16 protein-coding genes are annotated in these 20310 nt (G+C 73.7%); 3 read left to right on the forward strand and 13 right to left on the reverse strand.

Going from position 1 to position 20310, the window contains the following annotated elements:
• Positions 1–21: 21 nt before the first annotated feature.
• Positions 22–1545, reverse strand: a complete 1524-nt coding sequence (gene argH / locus ATJ97_RS04040) for an argininosuccinate lyase (RefSeq protein ID WP_098485210.1) — start codon at positions 1543–1545, stop codon at positions 22–24.
• Between the two features lie 70 nt (positions 1546–1615).
• On the opposite strand from argH, the gene ATJ97_RS04045 reads away from it, so the two are divergent.
• The gene (locus ATJ97_RS04045; protein WP_098482640.1) at positions 1616–2851 is read left to right on the forward strand and encodes an arginine deiminase; all 1236 of its coding nucleotides are present in this window, start codon (positions 1616–1618) and stop codon (positions 2849–2851) included.
• A 59-nt stretch (positions 2852–2910) separates the two neighbouring features.
• Entirely contained in the window at positions 2911–3927 is a 1017-nt protein-coding gene (gene argF, locus ATJ97_RS04050; RefSeq protein ID WP_098482641.1) for an ornithine carbamoyltransferase, read from the forward strand.
• 276 nt (positions 3928–4203) lie between these two features.
• On the opposite strand, the gene ATJ97_RS04055 is transcribed toward argF, so the two are convergent.
• The 6 genes from ATJ97_RS04055 to argC all read right to left on the reverse strand — a co-directional run bounded on the left by ATJ97_RS04055 (position 4204) and on the right by argC (position 10556).
• Positions 4204–5469: an argininosuccinate synthase gene (locus ATJ97_RS04055; protein ID WP_098482642.1), complete on the reverse strand. Its 1266-nt coding sequence runs from the start codon at positions 5467–5469 to the stop codon at positions 4204–4206.
• A 69-nt stretch (positions 5470–5538) separates the two neighbouring features.
• A complete protein-coding gene (gene argR / locus ATJ97_RS04060; protein ID WP_098485211.1) occupies positions 5539–6045 on the reverse strand; it encodes an arginine repressor in 507 nt (168 codons plus the stop codon).
• Between the two features lie 68 nt (positions 6046–6113).
• Positions 6114–7361: an acetylornithine transaminase gene (locus ATJ97_RS04065; protein WP_098482643.1), complete on the reverse strand. Its 1248-nt coding sequence runs from the start codon at positions 7359–7361 to the stop codon at positions 6114–6116.
• The gene (gene argB, locus ATJ97_RS04070) at positions 7358–8302 is read right to left on the reverse strand and encodes an acetylglutamate kinase (RefSeq protein ID WP_098482644.1); all 945 of its coding nucleotides are present in this window, start codon (positions 8300–8302) and stop codon (positions 7358–7360) included. The genes ATJ97_RS04065 and argB overlap by 4 nt, the downstream gene beginning before the upstream one ends.
• On the reverse strand, positions 8299–9489 hold the full coding sequence (argJ, locus tag ATJ97_RS04075) for a bifunctional glutamate N-acetyltransferase/amino-acid acetyltransferase ArgJ (RefSeq protein ID WP_098482645.1): 1191 nt from the start codon (positions 9487–9489) through the stop codon (positions 8299–8301). Before argJ ends, argB begins: the two co-directional genes overlap by 4 nt.
• A complete protein-coding gene (gene argC, locus ATJ97_RS04080; protein WP_098482646.1) occupies positions 9486–10556 on the reverse strand; it encodes an N-acetyl-gamma-glutamyl-phosphate reductase in 1071 nt (356 codons plus the stop codon). The genes argJ and argC overlap by 4 nt, the downstream gene beginning before the upstream one ends.
• 342 nt (positions 10557–10898) lie before the next feature.
• On the opposite strand from argC, the gene ATJ97_RS04085 reads away from it, so the two are divergent.
• Positions 10899–11882: a quinone oxidoreductase family protein gene (locus tag ATJ97_RS04085; RefSeq protein WP_098482647.1), complete on the forward strand. Its 984-nt coding sequence runs from the start codon at positions 10899–10901 to the stop codon at positions 11880–11882.
• A gap of 22 nt (positions 11883–11904) precedes the next feature.
• Here the strand turns inward: ATJ97_RS04085 and ATJ97_RS04090 are convergent, their stop codons facing one another.
• The 6 genes from ATJ97_RS04090 to ATJ97_RS04115 form a co-directional block, all read right to left on the reverse strand.
• A complete protein-coding gene (locus ATJ97_RS04090) occupies positions 11905–12414 on the reverse strand; it encodes a flavodoxin domain-containing protein (RefSeq protein WP_098482648.1) in 510 nt (169 codons plus the stop codon).
• Between the two features lie 90 nt (positions 12415–12504).
• Entirely contained in the window at positions 12505–13770 is a 1266-nt protein-coding gene (locus tag ATJ97_RS04095) for a glycosyltransferase (protein ID WP_098482649.1), read from the reverse strand.
• Positions 13771–13879: 109 nt separating this feature from the next.
• Positions 13880–14743 (reverse strand): SDR family NAD(P)-dependent oxidoreductase, encoded by an 864-nt coding sequence (locus ATJ97_RS04100; RefSeq protein WP_245862101.1) that lies wholly within the window; start codon positions 14741–14743, stop codon positions 13880–13882.
• Positions 14736–17351 carry a phenylalanine--tRNA ligase subunit beta gene (gene pheT, locus ATJ97_RS04105; RefSeq protein ID WP_098482650.1) on the reverse strand — a complete coding sequence of 872 codons (2616 nt, stop codon included), beginning with the start codon at positions 17349–17351 and terminating at the stop codon, positions 14736–14738. Before pheT ends, ATJ97_RS04100 begins: the two co-directional genes overlap by 8 nt.
• A 1-nt stretch (position 17352) precedes the next feature.
• Complete coding sequence (pheS, locus tag ATJ97_RS04110; RefSeq protein ID WP_098482651.1) at positions 17353–18429, reverse strand: phenylalanine--tRNA ligase subunit alpha; 1077 nt, start codon at positions 18427–18429, stop codon at positions 17353–17355.
• Positions 18430–18687: 258 nt separating this feature from the next.
• Complete coding sequence (locus tag ATJ97_RS04115) at positions 18688–20247, reverse strand: HNH endonuclease signature motif containing protein (protein WP_170037118.1); 1560 nt, start codon at positions 20245–20247, stop codon at positions 18688–18690.
• Positions 20248–20310 lie beyond the last annotated feature (63 nt).

Consider the following 20310-nt stretch of genomic DNA (forward strand, 5'->3'; position numbering starts at 1 on the left):
CCGTCGCCGGAGGCCACCGGGTCAGGCCTCGTCGGGGCGCGCGGGTGCGGCGGCCTGACCCGCCGGGACCTCGTCGCCGCCGTCCTCGGCTCCGTCGTCGGGCACATCCCCCTCCGCCCAGCGGCGCAGGTCGGCCGAGAGCGCGCCGGCGCGGGCGAGCTGCTCGACGACCCGGACCGGGGCCGTGCCGCCGTGGCCGTCGCGGGAGGCGATGGAGCCCTCCACGCTGAGCACCTCGCGCACCGCGGGGGTGAGGTGCTCGCTGATGCCGGCGAGCTCGTCGTCGGTCAGGTCCCACAGCTCCTTGCCCTGCTCCTCGCACACGCGCACGCACGAGCCGGCCACCTCGTGGGCGACGCGGAATGGCACCCCCTCGCGCACCAGCCACTCCGCGATGTCGGTGGCCAGGGAGAAGCCCTGCGGGGCGAGCGCCGCCATGCGCCCGGTGTCGAAGGTGAGCGTGGCGACCATGCCCGCCACGGCGGGCAGCAGCAGCTCGAGGGTGTCGACGCCGTCGAAGACGGGCTCCTTGTCCTCCTGCAGGTCGCGGTTGTAGGCCAGCGGGAGTCCCTTGAGCGTGGCGAGGAGGCCCGACAGGTCGCCGATCAGCCGGCCGGCCTTGCCGCGCGCGAGCTCGGCGACGTCGGGATTCTTCTTCTGGGGCATGATCGATGACCCGGTGGAGTAGGCGTCGTCGAGGCGGACGAAGCCGAACTCCTTGGTGGCCCAGAGGATGACCTCCTCGCTCAGGCGGGAGAGGTCGACCCCGGTCATGGCGACGACGAAGGCGAACTCGGCGACGACGTCGCGGGACGCCGTGCCGTCGATCGAGTTCTCCACGCTCGCGTCGAAGCCGAGGTCCGCGGCTACGGCGTCGGGGTCCAGGCCCAGGGACGAGCCGGCCAGCGCGCCGGAGCCGTAGGGCGACACGGCGGCCCGGCTGTCCCAGTCGACCCAGCGCTGGACGTCGCGCATGAGCGGCCAGGCGTGCGCGAGCAGGTGGTGCGCCAGCAGCACCGGCTGCGCGTGCTGGAGGTGGGTGCGCCCGGGCATGACGGCGTCGGGGTGGTCGGCCGCCTGGGTGATCAGGGCGTCGACCACGTCCAGCACGCCGTTCGCGAGCTCGCGGGCGGAGTCGCGCAGGTACATGCGCACGAGCGTCGCGATCTGGTCGTTGCGGGAGCGTCCCGCGCGGAGCTTGCCGCCGAGGTGGGCGCCGGCGCGCTCGATCAGGCCCCGTTCGAGCGCCGTGTGGACGTCCTCGTCGTCCGCGCCCGGTGCGAACGCGCCCGAGGCGACGTCGGCGTCGAGCCGGTCGAGGGCGGCCAGCATGCCGGCGAGCTCGTCGTCGTCGAGGAGCCCGGCGCGGTGCAGCACGCGGCTGTGCGCCCGGGAGCCGGCGACGTCGTACCTGGCCAGGCGCCAGTCGAAGTGGGTGGACCGGCTCAGCGCCGCCAGCGCGTCGGCCGGTCCGCCCGCGAAACGGCCGCCCCACAGGCTGAGGTGGGACTCGGGCGTGACGTCGTCGGGGGCGGTGGTCTCCATGGGAGCGATCTTGCCGTGCCGCGGCGGTGCGATGCACACCGGTCCGCCCGCCGGTCGGTACCGTGTGCCGATGCAGCGATGGACCGCGCCCTACGTCGGCTCCGAGGTGGGACGTCTCCGCGAGGTGATCGTGCACCGCCCCGGCATCGAGCTGCTGCGCCTGACGCCCGAGAACATGGACGACCTGCTCTTCGACGACCTCGTCTGGGTCCGGCGGGCCCAGGAGGAGCACGACGAGCTGTGCGCGCTCCTCACCGGAGCGGGCGCGGAGGTGCTGCAGCTGGCGGACCTGCTTCGCGAGACCCTCGCCGTCCCCGAGGCCCGCGGGTACGTGCTGGACCACGTCTTCGACGAACGGGTCCACGGCCCGGCGGCCGCTCCCCTGCTGCGGGCGTCCGCCGAGGCGCTCGACGCCGCCGACCTCACGGAGCTGCTGATCGGCGGCCTGACCAAGCGGGAGCTGCTCGAGCGGACCGACGAGCCGCACTCTCTCGTGATGCACACGTTCGGCGCGGACGACCTCGTGCTGGCCCCCCTCCCGAACCACCTCTTCACCCGGGACACCTCGAGCTGGATCTACGACGGGGTGGCGGTGAACTCGATGCGCATGCCGGTGCGCATGCGGGAGTCCGTGACGTATGAGGCGATCTACCGCTGGCACCCGCGCTTCGCCGTCGGCGGCCACCACCGGTGGTCGGACGGCCTGGACGACGGCGCAGCGACCGTCGAGGGGGGCGACGTCCTGGTCCTCGGGGACGGCGCCGTCCTGGTGGGCATGTCCGAGCGGACCACCCCGCAGGGCGTCGAGCGCCTCGCGACACGCCTGTTCGCGTCCGGGTCCGCCGACCGCGTGCTCGCGCTGGCCATGCCCAAGGCGCGCGTCTTCATGCACCTGGACACGGTCATGACGATGGTGGACGAACGCTCCTTCCTCAAGTACGCGGGGCTGGGCATGCTGCCCTCGTACACGATCACCCCGGGCGCGGACCCGACCGACCTGCAGATCGCCGACCACCCGGCCGAGCGGATGCACCACGCCCTCGCCGACACCCTCGGGATCGGCGACGTCCGGATCCTGACCGCCGAGCAGGACGTCCACTCCGCGGCCCGCGAGCAGTGGGACGACGGCTGCAACGCCCTCGCCGTCGCGCCCGGGGTGGTCATCACCTACGACCGCACGACGACGTCGAACACCTACCTGCGTGACTCCGGCATCGAGGTGCTCACCATGCCGGGCGCCGAGCTGGGTCGCGGACGCGGCGGCCCCCGCTGCCTGACCTGCCCTACGATCCGGGACGGGATCTGACGGCGTTCCGCGGACGGAGCCGGGCGGCGGGGCGGTCCCCCGGACGAAAGGGTGAGTGCGTGACCATCGACCTGCGCGGACGTAGCTTCCTCAAGGAGCTGGACCTCACCAGCGAGGAGTGGCGTCACCTGCTCGACCTCGCCGCGCAGCTCAAGGCCGAGAAGAAGGCCCGCACGGAGACCCGGCGGCTGACCGGCCGCAACATCGCGCTCATCTTCGAGAAGACGTCGACGCGGACGCGCACCGCCTTCGAGGTGGCGGCCCACGACCAGGGCGCCCACGTGACGTACCTGGACCCCGCGGGCTCGCAGATCGGGCACAAGGAGTCGTTCAAGGACACCGCCCGCGTGCTCGGCCGGTTCTTCGACGGCATCGAGTACCGGGGCTCCCGCCAGGCGGACGTGGAGACCCTCGCCGAGTACGCCGGCGTGCCGGTCTTCAACGGGCTGACCGACGAGTGGCACCCCACGCAGATGCTCGCCGACGGCCTGACGATGCGCGAGCACGCGCCGGTCGTGGGCGGCCGGAGGAAGCCGGAGACGGAGATCGTGCACGCCTACGTCGGCGACGCCCGCAACAACACCGCCCACTCGATCCTCGTGTCCGGGGCCCTGCTCGGCATGGACGTGCGGCTGGTCGCCCCGGCCGGGCTCCAGCCGGACCCGCAGGTGGTGGCGCAGGCGGAGGACGTCGCCGGGCGCACCGGGGCCCGCATCATGGTGACCGACGACGTCGCCGCCGGGGTCCGTGGCGCCGACTTCGTCTCGACGGACGTGTGGGTTTCCATGGGTGAGAAGAAGGAGGCCTGGGACGAGCGGATCGCGCTCCTGCGCGACTACCAGGTCAACGCCGACCTCATGGCCGCCACCGGGAATCCCGACGTCCGGTTCATGCACTGCCTACCGGCCTTCCACGACCTCGGCACCGCCGTCGGCCGTGAGATCTACGAGCGCACCGGCATGGACGCGCTCGAGGTCACCGACGAGGTCTTCGAGTCGGCGGCCTCCGTGGTCTTCGACCAGGCCGAGAACCGGATGCACACGATCAAGGCCGTCCTCGTCGCCACCCTGGGCTGACCCGCCGGCCCTCCCTGGCGCGCGAGACGTCAACTTCTCCCCGACAGGTCAACTTCTCGCCGAGTCGCGACGACGCCTGGACCCGAGTCATTGGCCGGTCCAGGTGAGAACGTGACGTCTCAGGGAGGAGTTGACAACTCACGGAGGACTTGACCTCTCACCGGGAGGGGGCTTCTGGGGCGTGCAGATCGGGGCGGCGGCACCCGGAGGTGCCGCCGCCCCGATCCTCGGTTCTGTCAGATCCCGCGGATCTCCGTCAGGCCCTTCCGGCCTCGCTCAGGCGCTGAGGTTGGCCGGCGCGCTGAGGTCCACGCCGTTGCCGAAGGAGACGTCCCGGGCGGCCGCCAGCTTCGACGTCATGCCGTAGATCTCGATGAAGCCCTTGGAGTGCGACTGGTCGAACGCGTCGCCGGTGTCGTAGGTGGCGAGGTTGAAGTCGTAGAGGCTCTGCTCCGACCGGCGCCCGGTCACGGTGGCGCGGCCGCCGTGCAGCACCATGCGGATGTCGCCGGAGACGTAACGCTGGGTGTCGTCGATGAAGACGTCGAGGGAGTGCTTCAGCGGCGAGAACCACTGGCCGTCGTAGACCAGCTCGGTCCAGCGCTGGCCGACGCCCCGCTTGAACCGGGCCTGCTCCCGCTCGACCGTGACGTTCTCGAGCTCCTTGTGCGCGGCGAGCAGCGCCATCGCGCCGGGGGCCTCGTAGACCTCGCGGGACTTGATGCCCACCAGCCGGTCCTCGACGATGTCGATGCGGCCGATGCCCTGGGCGCCGGCGCGGCGATTCATCTCCTGGATCGCCTGCAGCGGGGTGACGGCGTGACCGTCGATGGCCACCGGCACGCCCTCCTTGAACGTGATGACGACCTCGTCGGGCAGCGGCGGGTACGTCGGGTCGTCCGTGTAGCTGTAGACGTCCTTCGTCGGCTCGTTCCAGATGTCCTCGAGGAAGCCGGTCTCGATGGCGCGGCCCCAGACGTTCTGGTCGATGGAGAACGGGTTGTGCTTCGTCGTCTCGATGGGCAGCTTGTGGGTCTCGGCGTACTCGATGGCGACGTCGCGGGTCAGCGCGAGGTCCCGGACGGGGGCCAGGCACTTCAGGTCGGGCGCGAGCGAGGTGATGCCCACCTCGAAGCGGACCTGGTCGTTGCCCTTGCCGGTGCAGCCGTGGGCCACGGTGGTGGCGCCGAACTGGCGCGCCGCTCGCACGAGGTGCTTGACGATCACGGGGCGGGAGAGCGCCGAGACCAGCGGGTAGGCGTCCATGTACATGGCGTTCGCCTTGAGCGCCGGCATGCAGTACTCGGTGGCGAACTCCTCGCGGGCGTCGGCCACGTAGGCCTCGACGGCACCGCAGTCGAGGGCGCGCTGGCGGATGACCTCGAGGTCCTCCCCGCCCTGGCCGACGTCCACGGCGACGGCGATGACCTCGGCGCCGGTGCGCTCGCCGATCCAGCCGATCGCGACGGAGGTGTCGAGCCCGCCCGAGTAGGCCAGGACGATCCGCTCCTTGCCGGACGTGGTGGTGGTGTTCTCGCTCATGGGTCTCTCCTGGTGGTTCTGTCGCGGGACGTGCCGCGTGGCTGGTGGTGCGGGGGCGCCCCGCGCTGGTCAGATCTGGTCTGGGTGGCCCGGTCCGGTTCCGGGCCGGCTTCGCCCCCGGGTGGCGAGGTCGAGCAGCCGGGCGGTCAGCGCCTGCGCGCCCGGGGTGTCCCGGACGATCACCAGGACGGTGTCGTCCCCGGCGATGCAGCCGAGCACGCCGGGCAGCACCGAGTGGTCGATCGCGGACGCCAGCAGCTGGGCGGCGCCGGGCGGGGTACGCAGCACCACCTGGTTGGCCGTCGTGTCGGCGCTGACGAGCACCTCGGCGCACCAGCGCTGCAGCCGTGCGGCGATCTGCTCGGAGTCCTCCGCCGCGACGGCGGACCGGGCCCCGCCCTCGACCGGGAGGGCGTAGACCTGCTCCCCGCCCTGGCCGCGGACCTTCTGGGCGCGCAGCTCGTCGAGGTCGCGGGAGAGCGTGGCCTGGGTCGTGTGGACACCCCGCGCGGCGAGGGCCTCGCGCAGCTCGGACTGCGAGCGCACGGCGTGGCGGGTGAGGATCTGGGCGATCATCGCGTGCCGCGCGGCCTTCGTCGGCGCGACGGCGCTGTCCGTCGGTGCGACGGCGGTCTCCTCGGCGCTCACGCGGACACCGCCTGCCGCGCCACGGTCAGCGCCGCCGGCAGCGCGTCGACGAACGTGGCCGCCTGCTCTGCGGTCAGGACCAGCGGCGGAGCGAGCCGGATCGCGTCCTCCCGCACGGGGTTGACGATGAAGCCTGCCGCGAGCAGCGCCGCGGCGGCGTCCTTCGCCACCGGCGCGTCGAGCTGGACGGCGAGGAGAAGCCCGGCGCCGCGCACCTCGGTGACGCCGTCGACGCACTCGAGGGCGGCACGCCAGGCGGCGCCGGTCTCGGTGACGTGGGCGAGCAGTCCCTCGGCCTCGACGGTGCCGATGACGGCGAGCGCGGCGGCCGCGGCGACGGGGTTCCCGCCGAACGTGGTGCCGTGCTGGCCGGGTCCGAGCAGCGTGGCGGCGTGCTCGCCGAGGGCGACGACGGCGCCGATCGGCATGCCGCCGCCCAGCCCCTTGGCCAGCGTGACGACGTCGGGGACGACGGCTCCGCCGTCGAGCTGGTGGTGGGCCATCCAGGCACCGGTGCGTCCCATGCCGGACTGGACCTCGTCGAGGACGAGGAGGGCACCGGCGTCGCGGGTGAGGCGGCGGGCGACGGCGAGGTAGCCGTCCGGCAGCGGACGGACCCCGGCCTCCCCCTGGACCGGCTCGAGGAAGAGGGCCGCGACGTCGTCGGCCATGGCCTGCTCGAGGGCGGCGAGGTCGCCGAAGGGCAGGAACTCCACCCCGGCGGGCAGCGGCTCGAAGGGCTCGCGGTAGGCGGCCTTGTGGGTCAGGGACAGCGCGCCCATGGTGCGCCCGTGGAAGGCGCCCTCCAGGGCGAGCACGCGCGGGCGGGCGGGGCCGCCGTGGCGCCGGGTGAGCTTGAGGGCGGCCTCGTTGGCCTCCGTGCCGGAGTTGGCGAGGAAGACGCGCGAACCTGCCGGCGCACCGCCGGGCGTGACGATCTGGAGCAGACGCTCGGCGAGCGTGACCTGCGCCGGGGTGGTGAAGAAGTTCGACACGTGGCCGAGCTTGCCGAGCTGGCCGGTGACCGCCTCCACCAGGGCCGGGTGCGCGTGACCGAGCGCGTTGACGGCGATGCCGCCGAGCAGGTCGAGGTAGCGGTTGCCGTCGGCGTCCCACACCCACGCGCCCTCGCCGCGCACGAGCACGCGCTGGGGGTCGCCGAACGTGTTCATGACCGAGCCGCGGTACCGCTCGGTCCATCCCGCGCCGGCCGGGCCGGGCTCGGTGTTCGTCCGCTCGCTCATGCGTCCTCCTCGTCGGGCTCCACGAGGGTGCCCACGCCCTCGTCGGTGAAGATCTCCAGCAGCATCGAGTGGGGCTGCCGGCCGTCGATGACGTGCGCCTGGGGCACGCCGCCGCGGACCGCGCGCAGGCACGCCTCCATCTTGGGCACCATCCCCGACTGCAGCGACCCCAGCATGCCCGCCAGCTCCGACGCCCCGATGTGGGAGACGAGTGAGGACCGGTCCGGCCAGCTGCGGTAGAGCCCCTCGACGTCGGTGAGCACTACCAGCTTCGTGGCACCGAGGGCCACGGCGAGCGCCGCCGCAGCGGTGTCGGCATTCACGTTGAGCACCTGGGTCGGCTCGTCCGCGTCCACGGCCACCGTGGAGACGACCGGGATGCGTCCGGCGGCCAGGAGGTCCTCCACGGCCTGGGGGTCCACCGCCACCACGTCGCCGACGAGGCCGACGTCCGTGGGCTCACCGTCGACGAGCGCGGGACGACGCACCGCCTGCAGGAGGCGGCCGTCCTCGCCGGACAGGCCCACTGCGTGGGCGACGTCGGCGTTGAGCAGGGAGACCAGCTCGCGCTGGACGTGCCCGGTGAGCACCATGCGGACGATGTCCATGACGTCCGGGGTGGTGACGCGCAGCCCGCCGCGGAACTCCGACTCCAGGCCGACGCGCTCGAGCATCGTGGAGATCTGGGGACCTCCGCCGTGCACGACGACGGGGCGTAGGCCGACCTGGTGGAGGAAGAGCACGTCCTTGGCGAAGGCGCGCTTGAGCTCCTCGTCGACCATGGCGTTGCCGCCGTACTTGACGACGACGCGGGCGCCGGAGAACCGGCGCAGCCAGGGCAGCGCCTGGATGAGCACCTCGGCCTTGTGCACCGGGTACAGGTGGTGCTCGACGTCGAGGCCCTCGGGGCCCGCGGGGAAGTCGGTGGTCTGCTCGCTCATGTGGAGTACGCGCTGTTCTCGTGGACGTAGTCGTGCGTGAGGTCGTTGGTCCAGACGGTGGCGGTGGCGTCGCCCGCGTGGAGGTCGACGACGACGCTCACCTCGCGGGCCGCGGCGAGGTCGACCAGGGTGCGGTCCTCCCCCACCCCGCCGCCCCGGCACACGGTGACGCCGTTGATGGTCACGTCGACCGCGTCGGCCTCGAACGGGGCCACCTCCACCGGCACCGTGCCGACGGCGGAGAGCACCCGGCCCCAGTTGGGGTCGTTGCCGAAGACGGCCGCCTTGAAGAGGTTGGACCGGGTCACCGCCCGGGCGACCGCGACGGCAGCGTCCTCGGTGGTGGCGCCGGTGACGGTCACGGCGATGTCGTGGCTGGCGCCCTCGGCGTCGGCGACGAGCTGGCGTGCGAGGTCCGCGCACACGGCGGTGACGGCCTCGACCAGCTCCTCCCGTGAGACGGTGACGCCCGAGGCGCCCGAGGCGAGGAGCACGACGGTGTCGTTGGTGGACATGCACCCGTCGGAGTCGACCCGGTCGAACGTCACGGCGGTGGCGGTCCGCAGGGCGGCGTCGGCGTCCCCGGCGTCGACGGCGGCGTCCGTGGTGAGGACGCAGAGCATGGTGGCCAGCCCGGGCGCGAGCATGCCGGCGCCCTTGGCCATGCCGCCGACGGACCAGGTCCCGGCGGCCGCGGCTGCGCGGTCGGCCCCGCGCGTGACGAGCGCCTGCTTGGGCCGGGTGTCGGTGGTCATGATGGCGCGGGCCGCGTCGGGGCCGCCGTCGGCGGAGAGCGCGGCGGCCGCGGCGTCCACGCCGCCGAGCAGGGCCGGCAGGTCGAGCCGCTCACCGATCAGGCCGGTGGAGCAGACGACGACGTCGCCCGCGGAGATCCCGAGGACCTCGGCGACGTGCTCGGCGGTGCGGTGGGTGTCGGCGAAGCCCTCCGGGCCCGTGCAGGCGTTGGCGCCGCCGGAGTTGAGCACGACGGCGTGGGCGACGCCGTCACCGACGACGGTGCGCGACCAGGTCACGGGCGCCGCCACGACCCGGTTCGAGGTGAAGACGCCGGCGACCACGTGGTCCGGGCCGTCGTTGACCACAAGGGCGACGTCCGGGCTGCCGGACGCCTTGAGGCCCGCGGTGACGCCGGCGGCGCGGAACCCGGCGGGTGCGGTGATGCTCACGGCGCGACCCCCACGGTGGTGAGGCCGGTGGTCTCGGGCAGGCCGAGCGCGAGGTTCATCGACTGCACGGCGGCGCCGGCGGTGCCCTTGACGAGGTTGTCGATGGCGCAGACGGCCACGACGCGGCCGGCCCGCTCGTCGACCGCCACCTGCACCAGGGCGGTGTTGGCGCCGGTGACCATCGCGGTGGTGGGCCAGGTCCCCTCGGGCAGCAGCTGCACGAACGGCTCGTCGCCGTAGTACTGCTGCCAGGCCGCCCGGACGGTCTCCGCGGTGACGTGGGCCTTGAGCGGCGCCGTCACCGTGGCGAGGATGCCCCGCGAGACGGGCGCGAGGACCGGGGTGAACGAGAGCCGGACCGTGTCCGCGCCGGCGGCACGGAGGTTCTGCTCGATCTCCGGGACGTGCCGGTGGGTGCCGCCGACCGCGTAGGGGGCGAGCGAGCCGAGGCCCTCGGCCGCGAGCAGGTGCGGCTTGGCGGCCTTGCCGGCGCCGGAGTAGCCCACGGCGAGGACGGCGACGACGTCGGCCGGGTCGACCAGGCCCGTCGCCACGCCCGGCTGGAGGGCCAGCGTCACGGCGGTGACGTTGCAGCCCGGCACCGCGACGCGGCGGGCCGCGCGCAGCTTCTCGCGCTGCCGCTCACCCTCGTCGGCCAGGATGAGCTCGGGCAGACCGTACGGCCACGACCCGGCGTGGTCGCTGCCGTAGAACTGCTGCCAGGCGGCGGCGTCGGTGAGGCGGTGGTCGGCCCCGCAGTCCAGGACGAGGGCGTCGGAACCGGCGTCCTCGAGCGCGGCCGCGATGTCCCCCGACGCGCCGTGCGGCAGGGCCAGGACGACGACGTCGTGGCCCGCGAGCACCTCGGCGGACGTGGGCTGCAGGACCCGCTCGGCGAGCGGCCGCAGGTGTGGGTGGTGCGCGCCCAGGCGCTGCCCGGCGCTCGAGTGCGCGGTCAGGGCGCCGATCTCGGCGTCGGGATGGTTCAGGAGCAGGCGCAGGACCTCGCCCCCGGCGTACCCGGAGGCGCCTGCGACGGCGACGGAGAAGGACACCTGCATAACCATACAGACGTCCGTATGCGTTGTCGCCAGGTTCCACCCTCTGTCCCGCCATCCGGACCGCGGTCGCGCCGCCCGTCGCCTGTGCGTGACCGGGACCGGGCGTCCGTTCGCACAATGGTGAGGATTCGATGCCGCACAGGCACCGAATCCTCACCGTTGCCGGGACCGGTGGGATTGTCGGACCAGCCGTCGCCCGGAGAGTCTGCCCCGGACGCGGGGCGTCGCCGGGGCCGGCGCGTACCAGGGGAGTGTGACCGGGCGCGCCACGTTGCCGGCACCGGCGGGTACCGGACATAAAACCGGGGCAACTTTGTCCCGTGGGCGAGCGGCGGCCATGCTGGGCGCATGCGCGCGATCCACGCCACCCAGGCCGGTGGCCCCGAGGTCCTGTCCGCCGTCGAGCTCGCCGACCCGGCAGCCGGGCCCGGCGAGGTCGTCGCCGAGGTCGCGGCGGCGGGTGTCAACTTCATCGACACGTACAAGCGCGGCGGGGTCTACCCGATGGACTTCCCGCACGTCCCGGGCGCCGAGGGAGCGGGCACGGTCGTCGCCGTCGGCGAGGGGGTGACCGACCTTGCCGTCGGCGACCGCATCGCCTGGGCGGACGCCCCCGGCTCCTACGCCGAGAGGGTGGTCGTGCCGGCGGACGTCGCGCTGCCCGTGCCGGACGCCCTGGACCTGCAGACGGCCGCGGCCCTGCCCCTGCAGGGCATGACCGCGCACTACCTGGTCGCCTCGACGTTCCCGCTCCACCCCGGCCAGACGGCGCTGCTGACGGCCGCCGCCGGCGGTGTCGGGCTCCTGCTGACCCAGCTCGCCGTGGCGCGCGGCGCCCGGGTGATCGGGATGGTCGGCTCGGCGGAGAAGGAGGCGCTCGCGCGCGAGGCCGGGGCGTCCGAGATCATCCGGTACACCGAGCTCGACGACCTCACGACGGAGGTGCCCCGCATCGTGCGGGACCTGACCGACGGCGTGGGCGTGGACGTGGCGTACGACGGCGTCGGCAAGGACACGTTCGACGCCTCGCTCGCGTCGGTGCGGCGCCGCGGCATGCTCGTCCTCTTCGGCGGCGCGAGCGGACAGGTGCCGCCCTTTGACCTCCAGCGCCTCAACCGGGCGGGCTCCTTGTTCACCACCCGGCCGACGCTGGGCCACTACACGGCCGACCGCGAGGAGCTGCTGTGGCGGGCGGGCGAGATCTTCGCCGCGGCCGCGGCCGGGACCCTGAAGGTGCGGATCGGCGCGACCTTCCCGCTCGCCGAGGCCCGCGCCGCGCACGAGGCGCTCGAGGGGCGGGCCACCACCGGCAAGGTGCTGCTGGTCCCCTGACCCTCAGCGCGCCTGCAACCGCTCAGCCGGCCTGCGCGAGGTGGGCGTCGAGCTGACGGGCGATCCCGCGCGCCCACGACCGGATCTCGTCCCAGTCCCGGTAGTCGCCCTCGGGAGCCCCCGAGAGGCGGACGACGGAGCGCTCACGCAGCACGAGCGCCGCGGGGTCGAGCCGCCCGGCGAAGGTGGTGTACCCGATCGGGTCGAGCTGACGGATCACGGACGAGGCCCGCACCGGGTCCTGCACGCGGCCGGAGGCGGCGACGCCGGCGAGACCGCAGGAGAACGCCCACACGGGCCGTCTGCGGAGCTCGTCGCCGAGCCGGCCGACGAGGTTGCGCATCGACTCCATCCACTGGGTCATGTAGACGGCGGACCCGAGCACGACGGCGTCGACCCCGTCCAGGCCGCGCACGTCCTGGGGCGTGACCCTCTTGGCCTCGTGCCTGGCGGCACGCAGCTCCTCGACGATGGCGTCACCGATCTCCGCGGTGGCCTGATGCTTGGACGCGACGACGACCAGGATCCTCATTGCTCCACTGTGCAGCCGCGGGGCGGACGGTTCGGGGGACCTTTGTCCTCGGATGCGGACGCCCCGTCAGCATCCCGCCGGCAGCCCGCCTCAGCCCGCGGGGGCGGCTGCCTCGATCACGTCGGCGGCGACGCGGACGGCGGCCACGGGGTCGGTGCGCGCGGCGTAGCCCGCGCACCGGCGCCGTACGCCGGGACCGAGGAGCCTGTCGAGGGCGGCGCCAGCGGTCTCCGGGGTGAACCGTCTCGGGTCGAGCCGTTCGGCGACCCCGAGGCGGAGCAACCGGTTCGCGTTGTCCGGCTGGTCGTGCGCGAAGGGCACCACAAGCTGCGGCACCCCGGCCCGGAGCACCTGCGCGACGGTCCCGATGCCGCCGTGGTGCACGACGGCGGCCACCCGGGGCAGCAGCCTGGCCATCGCCACCCACTCCACGTGGACGGCGCCCGCAGGGAGCGGGTCGGGCACCTGGTCCCGGAACCGGGTGAGCACCACGGTGCGACGTCCGCGTCGTCGGTCGGCCTCCACCGCGGCCGCGAAGAGCCGACGGGCGTGACGCATCGAGGAGCCGAAGGTCACCACGACGGGCGGTGCGCCCCCTTCGAGGAACGCCTCGAGCGCCGTCGGGAGCCCGCTCCCCGGTGCCCCGCTCCCCTCGTCGCCGGCGGGGACGAACCCGGCCAGCCGAATGTTGACCGGCCAGTCCGGGCGCACGGGCGCGAACCAGTCCGGGAACAGGCCGAGGTTCGTCTGCGGGGACGGCGCCCACCGGCCGAGGACGCGGGTGACCGGCGGCAGGCCGAGGCCGGCACGAAACGCGTTGACCGGCGGGGCGAGCAACGGGTCGGACGCCCAGCGGTCCACCGCGGCGAGGCGCGCGGCATGGACCTGCCGCGGCAGCCAGGACGGCGCGCGGACCGGGCCGAGCTCCGCGTTGTCGTAGGCGCTGAGGAACGCCGCAGGCTGGAGGTGCACGCCGACGAGCGGGTGACCGTGGCTGTCGTGGGCGATGCGGGCGCCGAGCGCCAGCACCGAGGCCGCCACCACGGTGCGGGCGGGGTCGAGCCCGGCCACGAACTCGTGGACGGGACGCATCGCCGGGAGCACGGCCTGCTCGACGACCGTGCGGAAGGACCGCGTCGGGCTCCACAGCCGCGGGTCCGCGGCCACGCGCTCGAAGTCGGCGACCGTCCCCATCGCCACCAGCTCAAGGCCTGCGGGCGCCACCAGATCGCGGAAGGCCGGGGTCGCCAGGACGGAGACACGGTGCCCGCGTGCCCTCAGCTCCGACCCCACCGCCACGAAGGGCAGCACGTCGCCGGCGCTCCCGAGCGTCGCGAGCACCACGTGCACGCTCATCGTCGAACGATAGAGCGGCACGGCACCGGAGGGGGAGGGTGGACCGGGTCAGTCACCCGGCGGGGCCGGCTTCAACGGCCCGTCCGGCGGGCGTGAGGCCGGGCGACCGTCACCCGGGCCAGTCGGCCACGCGCAGCCGTCTGACCGCGTCGTCGGGCTCGCCCAGCCCGAGCTGGAAGCGCAACGACGCGGGGGTGTCCGTACCGGCCCTGAGGTAACGCCCGGAGAGCTCGTCGAGCCCGCCGCGCGCGATCATGACGGCCAGCTCGACGACCTCCGCGACGTCGGTCCACTCGGTGCGGTTCTCGTGGGACCGCATGGAGCGGGTCATGTCCGTGACGACGACGCCCGGGGCGAGCTCGAACGCCCTCAGTCCCCGGTCGAAGCCGGCCTCGTGCAGCGCCCCACCGATGCGGAACAGCGCGGTCTTCGAGGCGTAGTAGGCGGTGGCGTCGGCGCTGTCCCGTGTTCCGGCCCCGGAGTTCAGGTTGACCACCCGGCCGCCGCCGCGCGCGAGCATGCCCGGGACGACGGCGCGTGCGAGGAGGAAGGGGCCACGAACGTTGGTCTCCATCACCGACCACCACTCCTCGCGGTCGGCCTCCCACAGCGGGACCTCGGTGTCGATACGCCCGGCGTTGTTGACCAGCAGGTCGATCGGGCCGAGCCGCTCCTCGACGTCGGCCACCGCGGTGTCCACCGCCGCGGCGTCCGTGACGTCGGCGACCACGGCCACGGCTCGGCGACCGAGGCCCTCGATCTCCCGGGCAACCTCGGCGAGCCGGTCGCCGTCGCGGGCGAGCACGCCGACGTCGAGACCGGCTCGGGCGAGCCCGACGGCCAGCGACCGCCCGATGCCGCGGGAGGCGCCGGTCACGAGCGCCGTGCGGGCGGGCGGCACGGCCGCCGCCGTGGCGTCGGCCCGCAGGTCACGCGCCGGGAGCTGCGCCCCGCCCGCCGAGGTCTCAGGCACGGAGCACCGCCCCGACGCGCTTTCCCGCGACCTTGACGATGCGCTTGCGCACACCCGCGGTCTCCTCCGCGGTGAGCGTGCGGTCCGCGGCACGCAGCCGCAGGGCGAACGCGAGGGACTTCTTGCCCTCGCCCAGCTGGTCGCCGGTGTAGACGTCGAAGAGGCGCACCTCCTCGGCCAGGTCCCCGGCTCCCTCGACGACGGCGGCGAGCACGTCGGCGGCGGGCACCGAGTCGTCGACGACGAGGGCGACGTCCTCCTTCGCGAGCGGGAAGGTCGAGACCGGGTCCACCTGGACCGGCTCGGCGGGGCTGGCGGCGAGGACGGCGTCGAGGTCGAGCTCGAACGCCACCGTGCGCGGCGGCAGCTCCAGCGCCGCGGTCGCCTTGGGGTGCAGCTCGCCGGCGTGGCCGACGACGGCGTCACCCACGACGAGCTCGGCGCAGCGGCCGGGGTGCCAGGGTGCGGTGCTCCCGGCCCGGACGGTGAGCTCGGTGCCGACGGTCGTCGCGACCGTGCGGGCGGCGTCGACGGCGTCGGCCCAGTCGACCCGGCGCCCCGGTCCCCACACGCCGTCGGGGACGAGCTGCCCGGCGAGGACGCCGGCGACGTGCCGCGGCTGGGCGGGCACGGCCGCCATCAGCGTGGCGATCTCCTCCGCGGTGGGCCGGCGGTCGGTTCCCGGCGCGGCGCCCGCCCGGACGCCCTCGGGCCTGGTGACGAGGCCGATCTCGAAGACGCCGAGCTCCGAGGCGCCGCGCGAGACGTTGCGGCGAGCCGTGTCGAACAGGGTGTCCAGGAGAGAGGTCCGCAGGGCGGGTGCGTCGTCGGCGATGGGGTTGAGCAGCCGCAGGGTGGCGCGGCGCGGGTCGTCGGCGGGCAGGCCGAGCTTGTCGTGCACGTCCCCCACGAACGGGTAGGACAGCACCTGGGTCAGGCCGCGCTCGGCGAGGGCGCGGGCGACGTCGCGGCGCTGGCGCTGCGCGACGGTCAGGCCGCGGCCGGCCGGGGCGGGCGGCAGGACCGAGGGGATCTCGTCGTACCCGGCCAGCCGGGCGACCTCCTCGACGAGGTGGGCGGGACCGACCAGGTCCGGCCGCCACGTGGGCGGGGTGACGACCACGCCGGGCGCGGCGTCGTCCGCGCCGTCGCCGGCGACCGTGGTCTCGGCGTCCGCGGCGGGCCTCACCGTGCAGCCGATCTGCTCGAGGATCGCCAGGACCTGCTCGCGCGGGTAGTCGACGCCCACCAGCCGCGAGGCGGCGGAGGGGTCGAAGGCGATGGGCGCGGGCGCCGTCGTGGTGTCGAGATCGCTGACGGCCGCGTCGGCGGTACCGCCGCCGTGCTCGACCAGCAGGTCGACCACCCGCTGCGCGGCGACCGCTTGCAGACGCGTGTCGACGCCACGCTCGAACCGCTTCGCCGCCTCGCTCGGGAGCTTGTGGCGGCGCGCCGTCCGTGCGACGGACACGGGGTCGAAGTGCGCGGCCTCGACGAGAACGTCGGTGGTGGCGTCGGCGACCTCGGTCTCCGCCCCTCCCATGACGCCGGCGAGGCCGAGGATGCGGCTGCCGCGGGCGCCGCCGGGCGAGTCGGTGATGAGGAGGTCCTCGGGGTCGAGGCGACGTTCGACGTCGTCGAGCGTGGTCAGCCGCTCCCCTGCCGCGGCGCGCCGCACGACGATCGGGGCGGCGAGCGTGGCGAGGTCGTAGGCGTGCAGCGGCTGGCCGAGGTCGAGCATGACGTAGTTGGTCACGTCGACGGCGAGCGAGATCGGCCGCATGCCGGCCTGGCTGAGCCGCTCGACCATCCACGCCGGGGTGGGGGCCGAGGGGTCGATGCCGCGGACGATGCGGGTGACGAAACGGTCGCAGCCCGGTCCGTCGACCGGCGTGGGGTCGTCCACCTCGACGGCGAACCCGTCGGCGGTCGCGGCCGGGGGCGGCGTCGGGAGGTTCTCCGGCAGACCGGGGTCGGTGAAGCGGGCCCCGGTGGAGTGGGCGTACTCGCGGGCGACGCCACGCATGGAGAAGCAGTACCCGCGGTCCGGGGTCACGTTGATCTCGAGGACCTCGGCGCCGAGGCCGAGGAGTGCGACGGCGTCCGTGCCGGCGGCGGGCACGGCGTCCGCGCTGAGGAACTCCTCGAGGACGATGATGCCGCTGTGGTCCTCGCCGAGCCCGAGCTCACGGGCGGAGCAGATCATGCCGTCGGAGACGTGGCCGTAGGTCTTGCGCGAGGCGATGGGGAACGGCCCGGGCAGGACCGCGCCCGGCAGGGCGACGACGACGTGGTCGCCCGCGGCGAAGTTGTGGGCACCGCAGATGATGCCGCGGCTGGGCACGTCCGCGGGTTCCTTGCCGGTCCCCGGGGCGTCGTTGTGCTCCCCGACGTCGACGCGGCAGTAGTTGATCGTCTTGCCGTTCTTCTGCTCCTCCTTCGAGACGGAGAGCACCTTGCCGACCACGAGGGGGCCGGTGACGGTGGGCGGGACGATCGACTCCTCCTCGAGGCCGACCCGCACGAGGTCGGCGGCGAGCTGGGCCGCGGTGGTGCCGGCGGGGACCTCGACGTGCTCGGCGAGCCAGGTCAGCGGGACGTGCGGCATGTCAGTTGCCCCTTCCGGTGGTGCCGAACTGCTGGGAGAAACGCACGTCGCCCTCGACCATGTCGTGCATGTCGGCGATGCCGTGGCGCAGCATGAGCGTCCGCTCGATGCCCATTCCGAAGGCGAAGCCGGAGTAGACGTCCGGGTCGATCCCGGCGGCGATCAGGACGTTCGGGTTGACCATCCCGCAGCCGCCCCACTCGATCCAGCCCGGTCCCCCCTTCTTCTGCGGGAACCACAGGTCCATCTCGGCGCTGGGCTCGGTGAACGGGAAGAAGCTCGGGCGGAGGCGGGTGCGGGCCTCGGGGCCGAACATCGCCCGGGCGAAGTGGTCCAGGGTGCCCTTCAGGTGCGCCATGGTGAGGCCCTTGTCGACGGCGAGCCCCTCGACCTGGTGGAACACCGGGGTGTGGGTGGCGTCGAGGGCGTCCGTGCGGAAGACCTTGCCGGGGCAGGCGATGTAGATGGGGACGTCGCGCGAGAGCATGGTGCGCGACTGCACCGGCGAGGTGTGCGTGCGCAGCACCAGGTTCGGGTCTCCCCCGGCCCCGGCGGGAGGCTCGACGTAGAACGTGTCCTGCATCTGGCGGGCCGGGTGGTCGGGCCCGAAGTTGAGGGCGTCGAAGTTGAACCACTCGTGCTCGACCTCGGGCCCCTCGGCGATCTCCCACCCCATGGCGACGAAGAAGTCCGAGACGTCCTCCATCAGTGTCTCGAGGGGGTGACGGGCGCCGCGGGGGGTACGGGCGCTGGGCAGGGTGACGTCGACCGTCTCCGTGCGGAGCACCTGCTCGTCGCGCTCCGCCTCGAGCTCGGCCTGACGGGCCGCGATCGCCTTGTTCAGGCGCCCGCGCGCCTGGCCCACGAGCTTGCCAGCGACGGCCTTGTCCTTGGGGTCGAGCCCGCCGATGGCGCGGTTCGCGAGGGCGAGGGGGCTGCGGTCACCGGTGTGCGCGAGCCGTGCGGCCTTGAGCTCGTCGAGTGTGGACGCTGCCGCGACGGCGGCCAGTCCCTCTTCGACCGCGGCCGAGACTGCGGCCTCGTCCAGCGGGTGGAGGGACTCGTTGGTCAAAGTCATGCCTAACCTTCCGGGCGGATCGGGGCCGGCGGACGACGCGGACGACGACGCGCATCGCTGCCAGCGGGACAGTCTAGGTGGCACGCCCGCCCGGGCGCGGATCGGTCTCGAGGCGCAGCTCAGACCAGGCCCAGGGCGGGCCCGGTAAATCGTCCGGCTCGGCGGACGAGCAGCAGCGCAGAAGGCACCTGCCGATCGTAACGCGCCCGTCGGTCAGCATTCGAGGGTGCGTGGTGGCACGCCACGGCGAGTGTCTTGTCAGAACGGCGGAGGGTCGTCGTCCTTGTCGGTTGGTCGCGGCGGTGGCCCCGGCGGTCTGACGGGCTTTCGGACGTACTGGTGCCCGGTGGGCGCCGTCCAGGTCACTTCTCCGGTGGTGGGGTCGCGGCTGGAGTCCCACAGCCCGACGGTCTTGACGTCGTGGTGCCCGTGGCACTTGGCGTCGCACCGGTGCTTGTCGGTCTGCGCAACCAGCTCCTTCCTCGCCTCGTCGTAGGAGTCGATATGGTCGATCTCGCAGGCCCATGCCGGTATCCGACAGCCGGGGAACACGCACGTGACGTCCCTGGCGACGATCGTGCGGGTCAGGTCCGCGCCCGGCCGGTACGCCTTGGACGACAGTGCGACGAACTCCCCGGTCGCCGCGTCCGTGAACAACGCGCGCCAGGTGGCGTCCTGAGCGATCTCCCGGGCGAGGTCGGCGGGGATCGGCCCGTAGCCACCGAGGATCGCCGGCTCGTCGTCGATCCCGAGGAGCGTGCCGCCCGCGACGGTCACCTGGAGGTGCGGGCTCCGCCTCTGGAGCCTGGGTAGGTCTCGGCCCGCCAGATCCTTGCCGCTGTCCGCCATCCGCCTGAAGACGTCGCTGAAGACGTCGGCCCGCAGCTGCGGGAGCGTGCGGCCGTCTCCCGGCGCCTTCGCGCCCTGGGCCATCGCATCGACGACTACCCGCACCCTCTCGGCGTCGTCCGCCCGCAGGTACGCGCTCACCCAGGCCATCGAGTCCGGCGCCGGCTCGATGCGCACCTCACGGTCCGCACAGGCCTTGGCGTGCCGCTTCGCAGCGGCCGCAGGGTTCGCGGTGAGGGCCTCTCGGCGCATCATGTCCCGCAGCTGTGGGGCGGTGTACAGGTCAGCGTCCGGCAGCAGCTTGTCGTGCACCACGCGACGCTCGTCCGGGGACAGCCACTCCTCGAGGAGCAGCACGTTGGCCTTCCGGAGGTCGATGCGCCCCGCCGCCAGTGCGTCCGCGACCGCGGGGAACTCCTCCAGCGCCTCCGCGGTGGTGACCCGTGCCTCCGCCGCGTACCTCGTGACGCTCAGCCGTGCCTCCACCTCGAAAACCGTCGACCGGGCGGATCTGGGTCCACCTGCCGACCGCCGTCGGCCGAGCTCGGCGATCGCCCGCGCCTGCTGGGCGGCGGCCCAGGCGACCTCGCGCTCCCATGCCGCGACCACCTCGACGAGCGTGGCGTCGTCCGCGTCGGCCAGCGCGGTGCGCTCGAGCTTCCGCGCCAGCTCCGGGCCCGGCCGGTGCGCCTCGAGCAGCGCGGCGGCGGGCGAGCGGAGCCGGTGCGGCGAGGGCTCCTCCGCCTCCTCCGGCGACGGGGTGGTGAGGTGCGGCTGGGGAAGGATCCACGGGGCTGCCTTCGCCAGCTCGACGACCTCGACCGCGATGTCGGCCTGGGGAGTGTCGTGGTCGTCGTACTCGAGGCTCAGGGCGAGCAGGGGTTCACCGTCCTGCATGCTCACCGTGATGGTGGGTGGCTGCCGTCGTCGACCAGCCGGCCGCTCCATGAGTGCAACGTCTCCGTCCATGTATCGAACGTACATTCGACCACTGACATCGGGGCGGTCGGTGTGGACGAAGAAGGCACCTCA

Origin of the sequence: Georgenia soli (assembly GCF_002563695.1) — a bacterium.
Taxonomy (GTDB): domain Bacteria; phylum Actinomycetota; class Actinomycetes; order Actinomycetales; family Actinomycetaceae; genus Georgenia; species Georgenia soli.

Excerpts from the sequence above, each read along its gene's own strand:
- argH (WP_098485210.1), bottom strand. The coding sequence starts at position 1,545 with ATGGAGACCACCGCCCCCGACGACGTCACGCCCGAGTCCCACCTCAGC.
- ATJ97_RS04045 (WP_098482640.1), top strand. The coding sequence starts at position 1,616 with ATGCAGCGATGGACCGCGCCCTACGTCGGCTCCGAGGTGGGACGTCTC.
- ATJ97_RS04055 (WP_098482642.1), bottom strand. The coding sequence starts at position 5,469 with ATGAGCGAGAACACCACCACCACGTCCGGCAAGGAGCGGATCGTCCTG.
- argR (WP_098485211.1), bottom strand. The coding sequence starts at position 6,045 with ATGATCGCCCAGATCCTCACCCGCCACGCCGTGCGCTCGCAGTCCGAG.
- ATJ97_RS04065 (WP_098482643.1), bottom strand. The coding sequence starts at position 7,361 with ATGAGCGAGCGGACGAACACCGAGCCCGGCCCGGCCGGCGCGGGATGG.
- argB (WP_098482644.1), bottom strand. The coding sequence starts at position 8,302 with ATGAGCGAGCAGACCACCGACTTCCCCGCGGGCCCCGAGGGCCTCGAC.
- argC (WP_098482646.1), bottom strand. The coding sequence starts at position 10,556 with ATGGTTATGCAGGTGTCCTTCTCCGTCGCCGTCGCAGGCGCCTCCGGG.
- ATJ97_RS04085 (WP_098482647.1), top strand. The coding sequence starts at position 10,899 with ATGCGCGCGATCCACGCCACCCAGGCCGGTGGCCCCGAGGTCCTGTCC.
- ATJ97_RS04090 (WP_098482648.1), bottom strand. The coding sequence starts at position 12,414 with ATGAGGATCCTGGTCGTCGTCGCGTCCAAGCATCAGGCCACCGCGGAG.
- ATJ97_RS04095 (WP_098482649.1), bottom strand. The coding sequence starts at position 13,770 with ATGAGCGTGCACGTGGTGCTCGCGACGCTCGGGAGCGCCGGCGACGTG.
- pheT (WP_098482650.1), bottom strand. The coding sequence starts at position 17,351 with ATGCCGCACGTCCCGCTGACCTGGCTCGCCGAGCACGTCGAGGTCCCC.
- pheS (WP_098482651.1), bottom strand. The coding sequence starts at position 18,429 with ATGACTTTGACCAACGAGTCCCTCCACCCGCTGGACGAGGCCGCAGTC.
- ATJ97_RS04115 (WP_170037118.1), bottom strand. The coding sequence starts at position 20,247 with ATGGACGGAGACGTTGCACTCATGGAGCGGCCGGCTGGTCGACGACGG.